Annotated in this window: 4 protein-coding genes; all 4 read right to left on the bottom strand. The window is 58.3% G+C overall.

Going from position 1 to position 7,186, the window contains the following annotated elements; genetic code table 11:
* Window positions 1-438 precede the first annotated feature (438 nt).
* A complete protein-coding gene (mnmE, locus tag ACLD9W_RS11695) occupies window positions 439-1,809 on the bottom strand; it encodes a tRNA uridine-5-carboxymethylaminomethyl(34) synthesis GTPase MnmE (protein ID WP_410842177.1) in 1,371 nt (456 codons plus the stop codon).
* 160 nt (window positions 1,810-1,969) lie between these two features.
* Window positions 1,970-2,611 (bottom strand): HEAT repeat domain-containing protein, encoded by a 642-nt coding sequence (locus ACLD9W_RS11690; protein ID WP_410842176.1) that lies wholly within the window; start codon window positions 2,609-2,611, stop codon window positions 1,970-1,972.
* A 120-nt stretch (window positions 2,612-2,731) separates the two neighbouring features.
* Entirely contained in the window at window positions 2,732-6,163 is a 3,432-nt protein-coding gene (gene dnaE, locus ACLD9W_RS11685) for a DNA polymerase III subunit alpha (RefSeq protein WP_410842175.1), read from the bottom strand.
* A gap of 92 nt (window positions 6,164-6,255) precedes the next feature.
* Entirely contained in the window at window positions 6,256-7,062 is an 807-nt protein-coding gene (locus ACLD9W_RS11680) for a sulfite exporter TauE/SafE family protein (protein ID WP_410842174.1), read from the bottom strand.
* Window positions 7,063-7,186 lie beyond the last annotated feature (124 nt).

Here is a 7,186-nt window from a genome sequence, read left to right as displayed (position 1 = left end):
CTCAATCAGTTTGTTTTGTTTGTACTGACTCAGACGACTTTTTCTCATAAGGAAAATTCTAACTTAAACGGAATCTCCTGAGTTATCTAGGACAGCCCCAAAATTTTAACTGCTGTTTTCAAACTAAACATAATAATATACTCCTATCTTGTACATTTTTTAAGTTGTTGCAACATTGCTCGCCTATCAATTAACCTACCGCACCCCAAATTGGTCCAGCGACCTCTATACCCCTGATTAGAATGTAAATGTTCGTCAAATCCTCCAGGATAGTGAAACAAAATAGAAAAGATACAAGGCAGCAAGCCGCAGACAGTATGAGTAATACGGCAAGGCGCAGCAACGCCGTAGATTTTCGTGTTGGTTCACTATAGCGCATACGGCAAAGGCCGTCTGAAAGCGTTGCGCAACGCTTTCAGACGGCCTTTTTTCCGCGCTTTATTTGCCGATGCAAAAACGCGAGAAAATTACGCCGAGCAGGTCGTCGGCGGTGAATTCGCCGGTGATTTCGCTGCACGCGGCTTGTGCCAGGCGCAGGTGTTCGGCCATTAATTCAATCTGGTTGTTGCCGCACAGGGCGGCGTTGTCCAATTCGCTTTGCGCGGTTTCGAGGGCGTGGGTGTGGCGGCGGCGGGCGAGGAACAGGCCTTCGCTTTCGCCCTGCCAGCCGATTTGCTGCAACAGGGCTTGCTTGAGCAAATCCAAGCCCGCGCCGGTTTTGGCGGAAAGGGCAATCAGCGTGTCCGCGCCGCTCTCAAGCGTGAGGCCGTCTGAAAGACTCGGCGCGGTGCCTGCGAGGTCGATTTTGTTGTGGATTTCAATTTTTTTCAGATTCGGCGGCAGCGCGGCGAGGATGTCGCGCGTTTTTTGGTTCAAGCCTTCGGCCGGGTCGATGAGAATCAGGGCGACATCGGCTTCGGCAAGGGCTTTGCCGCTGCGCTCGATGCCGATTTTTTCTACGGTGTCGTCGGTGTCGCGCAGGCCGGCGGTGTCGGTGATGTGTACGGGGATGCCGTCGAGGGTGATCTGTTCGCGCACGGTGTCGCGCGTGGTGCCGGCGATGTCGGTAACGATGGCGATGTCGTCGCCCGCCAGCGCGTTGAGCAGGCTGGATTTGCCCACATTTGGCGCGCCCACCAATACGACATTCATGCCTTCGCGCAACACCGCGCCCTGCTGCGCCTGCGCCAATACGGTTTTCAGACGGCCTTGCAAACCGGCGAGCTTGCCGCGTGCGTCGGCAGCTTCGAGAAAGTCGATGTCTTCTTCGGGAAAGTCGAGTGTGGCTTCCACCAGCATCCGCAGCGTGATGAGGTCGTCCACCAGCGCGTGGATGTGTTGCGAAAACGCGCCTTTGAGCGAGCGCACGGCCATGCGGGCGGCCGATTGGCTGGACGCGTCGATGAGGTCGGCCACGCTTTCGGCCTGCGCCAAATCGAGTTTGTTGTTGAGAAAGGCGCGTTTGGTAAATTCGCCCGGCCCGGCCAACCGCGCGCCGAGTTCCAAGCAGCGCGAGAGCAGCATCTGCATGACAACCGGCCCGCCGTGGCCTTGCAGCTCAATCACGTCTTCGCCGGTGAAGCTGGCGGGCGCGGCGAAATAGAGCATCAGGCCGCTGTCGATGGCGCGGCCTTGGGCATCGAGAAAATCGGTGTAAAGGGCAAGGCGCGGTTTTGGCGTTTTGCCGCCGCTGATTTGCTGCGCCAAGGGCAGCAGGTGTTTGCCGGAAATGCGGATCACGCCCACGCCGCCGCGCCCGGGGGCAGTGGCGACGGCGGCGATGGTGGGGCTGGAAGGAGTTTGGGTCATGCGGGGCTTCCGTTTGGGGTTCAGACGGCCTGTTGCGGTATGAGGCCGTCTGAAGGCGGGGACGGCCTTACTGTCGGTTGCGGAGGCCGTCTGAAAGGCGGCCTCCGCTGACGTTGTCGGGAGATTTTCCGACTGTCTTTGGCGTTTTAAAAACCGGCAGTCAGCGGCCTCCGAGACAGGCGAGGAGTTCGCGGCGCAGGGCGGGCGGAGTGTCGCTCTGTGCCAGACGGCCTTCGACGGCACGGGTCAGTCCGGCGTCGGCAAGGCCGTGTTTACGGCAGGCCGCCGCTGCGGCTTTGGCGGCGGCAGGGGCGGCGCGGGCGACGGTTTCGACAAGAAAGCGGACGTTGCGCGGATTGGCGGGAAAGTCGGCGGCGGCATCGGCCAGGGCGCGGACGACGGCGGGGCGGTCGGCGAAAAAACAGGGGGCAAGGTGCGGCTCGATAAGGGCAAACTCTTCTTCGCCGAAGGTGCCGCTGCGGCAGCGTTCGGCCAGGGCGGCAACGGCGGCGGCGCGGACGGCTGGGGTTTCGCCGCGCCGCAGCAGGCGGCACAGCAGGGCGGCAGCCTGCTGCCTTTCGTCCCGTCCGTCGGTCTGCAGGCCGCCGAGTATCAGGGCGGCGGCGGCGCGGACGCGGGCTGACGGGGCGGCGGCCAGTGCTTTGAGGCCGTCTGAAACGGCGGCATAGGGCTGCTGCCGCAGGGCGTGCGCGGCAGCGGTGCGGCGGGCGGCGGTGTTGCGCGGTTCGCCGATTTGCGCGAACAGGGCGGCGGTGTCCAGGTTGGTTTTGTGTTTTCCCATTTTCTATACCCGTTATGTTGTTTTTGCTTTGGTGTTTTTGTCTGACAGGCTTTCAGACGGCCTTCCGGCGGCATCCGAAAGCCTCTTTTGCCGCCCGCAGGCGGCTTGGCTTTTGTGTTTCTACCAGCCGACGCTGAGGCCGTATTCGCCGAGCAGCTGCTGCAGTTGTTCGAACAGGGCGGCATCCGCGTTGAGACGCCATCGGCGGGCAAGGTCGAGTTCGCCGAGAGCGCCGTCGTTGCGGTAGCGCACGTGCAGGGGGATGCCGTCGCGGCCGCTGCTGCGCCGTGCGGCGAGCAGTTCGAGCAGGGCGGCGGTGTCGCTGTCGGGGCCCGCGGTAAGGGTGAGGCTGCGGGCGAATTTTTCCCGCGCCTGCGGCAGGGTCATGATGCTGTTGGCTCTGACGCGCAATTCGCCGCCGTTGTAGTCGCTGCGGCTGACGCGGCATTCGGCAATCAAAACCTGATCGGTTTTGAGGCGGTCGCGCGCTTCTTCCAGCAGCTCGCCGGACACGCTCACTTCGGCCGTGCCGCTGCGGTCTTCGAGCCGGACGACGGTGAATTTGCCGCTCTTGCCCATGATGGTGCGCACTCCGGTAACGAAGCCGGCCACGCGCACGCTGTCCTGCGGTTTCAGACGGCTCAGGCGGACGGGGGCGAATTGGCGGATTTCTTTTTCATAAGGGCCGAAGGGGTGGCCGGAGAGGTAGAAGCCGATGACGGTTTTTTCTTCGGCCAGTTTTTCCGATTCGCTCCATGCGGGCGCGTCGGCAAGCTGCACCGGCTCGATGGCGTCTTCCATCATGTCAAACAGGCCGCCCTGGTTGGCGTTAGCGGCTTTTTGTTCGGCGTTGTCCATCGCCAAGTCGATGTTGGCGATGAGTTTGGCGCGGTTGGGTTCGATGTTGTCAAACGCGCCGCCGCGTATCAGGGCTTCGAGGGTGCGACGGTTCATGTGTTCTTTGCCGACGCGCTCGCAGAAGTCCAAGAGGCCGGTAAACTTGCCGCCGCTTTGCCGCGCGGCGATGATGGATTCGACGGCTGCTTCGCCCGTGCCTTTAATCGCGCCGAGTGCGTAGCGGATTTTCATGTTCGGATACGGCGTGAAACGGTAGTCGGATTCGTTGATGTCGGGCGGCAGGAACTCGATGCCGTTGGCGCGGCAGTCGTCGTAGAAATGTTTGAGCTGGTCGGTGTTGTCGAGTTCGGACGACATGGTGGCGGCCATGAACTCGGCGGGGTAATGGGCTTTGAGCCAGGCCGTCTGATAGGAAATCAGGGCGTAGGCGGCGGCGTGGGATTTGTTGAAACCGTAGCCGGCGAATTTTTCCATGTAGTTGAAAATTTCGTCGGATTTGGCGCGCGAGATGCCCTGTTTGGCCGCGCCTTCGGCGAAGATTTCGCGGTGTTTCACCATTTCTTCGGGCTTTTTCTTACCCATCGCGCGGCGCAGCAAATCCGCGCCGCCGAGCGAGTAGCCGCCGATAATCTGCGCCGCCTGCATCACTTGTTCCTGATACACCATGATGCCGTAGGTCGGCTCGAGAATCGATGCCAGCAGCGGATGGATGTATTCGAATTTTTCGCCTTTCATGCGGGCGACGAAATCGGGAATGTTGTCCATCGGGCCGGGACGGTAGAGCGATACGAAGGCGATGAGTTCTTCAAACTTGGTGGTGTGCGCCGTTTTCAGCATTTTTTTCATGCCGGAGGATTCAAACTGGAATACGGCGGTGGTGTTCGCGTCGCGGAAAATTTTGTAGGCGAGTTGGTCGTCGAGCGGGATTTTGCCGACATCGACAATATCGCTGGTGGTGGCTTTGATGTTGTCCTGCGCCATTTCGATGATGGTCAGGTTGCGCAGACCCAAAAAGTCGAACTTCACCAAACCCACGTCTTCCACGTCGCCCTTGTCGTACATGGATACGGGCGAGGCGGATTCGTCCGCCTGATACACGGGGCTGTAATCGGAAATCTTACCCGGCGCAATCAACACGCCGCCCGCGTGCATACCCAGACCGCGCGTCAAATCTTCCAGCTTTTTCGCCAGCGTAATCAGTTCGTCCGCTTCTTCCGCTTCAATCAATTCCTGAATCTGCGGCTCCGCCTTCATGGCATCGTCCAAACCCAGAGGTTTGTTGGCTTCCAGCGGAATCAGCTTAGACAGTTTGTCGCACAGAGTAAACGGCAGCTCCAGCACGCGCCCCACATCGCGGATCACCGCTTTGGACGACATCGTGCCAAAAGTAACAATCTGGCTCACCGCTTCCGCGCCGTATTTTTCGCGCACATATTCAATCACGCGCCCGCGGTTTGCCTGACAGAAGTCCACGTCGAAGTCGGGCATGGAAACGCGTTCGGGGTTTAGGAAACGTTCGAACAGCAGCGCGTATTTCAGCGGGTCGAGGTCGGTAATCTTCAGCGAATACGCCACCAGCGAACCCGCGCCCGAACCGCGCCCCGGCCCCACCGGACAGCCGTGCGTTTTTGCCCAGTTGATAAAGTCTTGTACGATAAGAAAATAGCCGGGGAATTTCATCTGGATGATGATGTTCAACTCAAAATCCAGCCGCTCCTGATATTCCGGCATTTTCGCCGCCCGTTCCGCCTCGTCGGGATAAAGCTGAACCATGCGTTCCTGCAAGCCCTCGTTGGATAGTTTCACCAGATAATCATCCAGCGACAGACCGTCGGGCGTCGGGAACAGGGGCAGGAAGTTTTTGCCCAGCGTGATATGGATATTGCAACGTTTGGCAATTTCCACCGTGTTTTCCAAGGCTTCGGGCAAGTCGGCGAAACGTTCCAGCATCGTTTCCGGCGGAATGAAAAACTGGCTCGGCGTAAAATCGCGCGGACGTTTTTTATCGCTGAGCACCCAGCCGCCGGCGATGCACACGCGCGCCTCGTGCGCGTTAAAGTCGCCCTCGTTCATAAACTGCGCCGGATGCGTCGCCACCACCGGCAGCCCCAATTCCTCGGCCAGCTTCACGCTGCCCGATACCGACGCTTCCCATTCCGGCCGCTCGGGCAGGCGTTGCAATTCCAAATAAAACGCGTTCGGAAACCAAGCCGCGTATTTCAAGGCCGCCGCACGCGCCGCGTCTTCATGCCCGTTCATCAGGTTCGCGCCCACTTCGCCCAAATGCGCGCCCGAAAGGCAGATCAGGCCGCTGTTGTCGCCCTCGGAGAGCCATTCGGGGTTTAGCTCGGCATGGTGCAGATTGCGGTCTTTGCCGACATAGGCGGCGGTTAAAAGCTCGCTCAAACGCAGATAACCGGCCTCGTTGCGGATAATCAGCATCGCGCGGAAAGGCTTGTCGGGCGACTCGGGATTGCCGATCCACACGTCCGCCGCGCCAATCGGCTTGATGCCCGCGCTGCGGCAGGCTTTGTAGAATTTCACCAGGCCAAACTCGTTCATCAAATCGCTGATACCCAGCGCAGGCAGGCCGTATTCCTGCGCTTTTTTGACTACTTCTTTGATGCGCACCATGCCGTCGGTAATCGAAAACTCGGTATGCAGGCGCAGGGGGATGTAGGCGGGGTCGGTCATGATGGAAATCCGGCGGAGAAACGAAAGCGCACATTATATAACAGGCCGTCTGAAAGGCTTTCAGACGGCCTATGGGTTTTAGTTTTTAAACCTTAGCCTGCCACAGCTTTGTAAATCATCGTACACATAATCAGCCCTACGGTAACAACCAATACTTTTTTAATAATTTCGCCGTTGCTGTTAATCGCGTGCAGGCTGCCGAAATGGTTGCCCACCAGATTGGCGGCAATCATCGGAATGCCGATGAGAAATGCCATTTTCCCCGCCAGCACAAAGGCAATAAATGCGCCGATGTTGGAAGCAAAATTGAAGATTTTGGAAGTGGCTGAGGCTTGCAGCAAGGTCAGGCGGTTGATCAGGAATAGGGCGATAATGAAAATACTGCCCGTACCCGGCCCGAAAAAGCCGTCGTAAAAACCGACGGTCAGACAGGTTAGGAATACGGCCAATGCCGATTTTTTGATTTCGCCGCGCTGTGTGTCGTCAGACTTGGCAATCAGCCTGCCTTTAAACAGCGTGGCTGCCAAGCCGACGGGCAGAAAAGCCAGAATAATGTAGCTGATGGCATGGGGGGGCAGCAGCAGGATGACTTTCGCGCCGATATACGCCCCTGCCAGAGCAGAAACAATGCCGACAGGGACGATTTTCCAAATAATCGAATCGCTTTTCATAAAGTTTTTAATTGCCGCTACCGTGCCGATGGTGCTCACGAGTTTTTCCTGCGCCAGCGCGGTTTGCGGCGGCAGCCCGACCATGAGAAACGCGGGAATCAGAATCAGCCCCGCCCCGCCCGCCACCGCGTCGATATAGCCGGCGACCAGCGAAGCCAGTACCAGCAGCGCAAGCCCGATGTAGAAGTATTCGGCAATGATGCTGCCGTCAAGAAAAATGGTATCCATGTATGTATTTAATATAAATTAGGGGCTGTCCTAGATAACTCAGGAGATTCCGTTTAAGTTAGAATTTTCCTTATGAGAAAAAGTCGTCTGAGTCAGTACAAACAAAACAAACTGATTGAGCTAT

Source organism: Neisseria sp. WLZKY-1 (genome assembly GCF_046546535.1).
Classification (GTDB): Bacteria; Pseudomonadota; Gammaproteobacteria; order Burkholderiales; family Neisseriaceae; genus Neisseria.
This window is presented reverse-complemented; position numbering and strand designations above follow the sequence as displayed.

Coding starts and splice junctions, on each gene's coding strand:
- mnmE (WP_410842177.1), bottom strand. CDS start 1,809: ATGACCCAAACTCCTTCCAGCCCCACCATCGCCGCCGTCGCCACTGCC.
- ACLD9W_RS11690 (WP_410842176.1), bottom strand. CDS start 2,611: ATGGGAAAACACAAAACCAACCTGGACACCGCCGCCCTGTTCGCGCAA.
- dnaE (WP_410842175.1), bottom strand. CDS start 6,163: ATGACCGACCCCGCCTACATCCCCCTGCGCCTGCATACCGAGTTTTCG.
- ACLD9W_RS11680 (WP_410842174.1), bottom strand. CDS start 7,062: ATGGATACCATTTTTCTTGACGGCAGCATCATTGCCGAATACTTCTAC.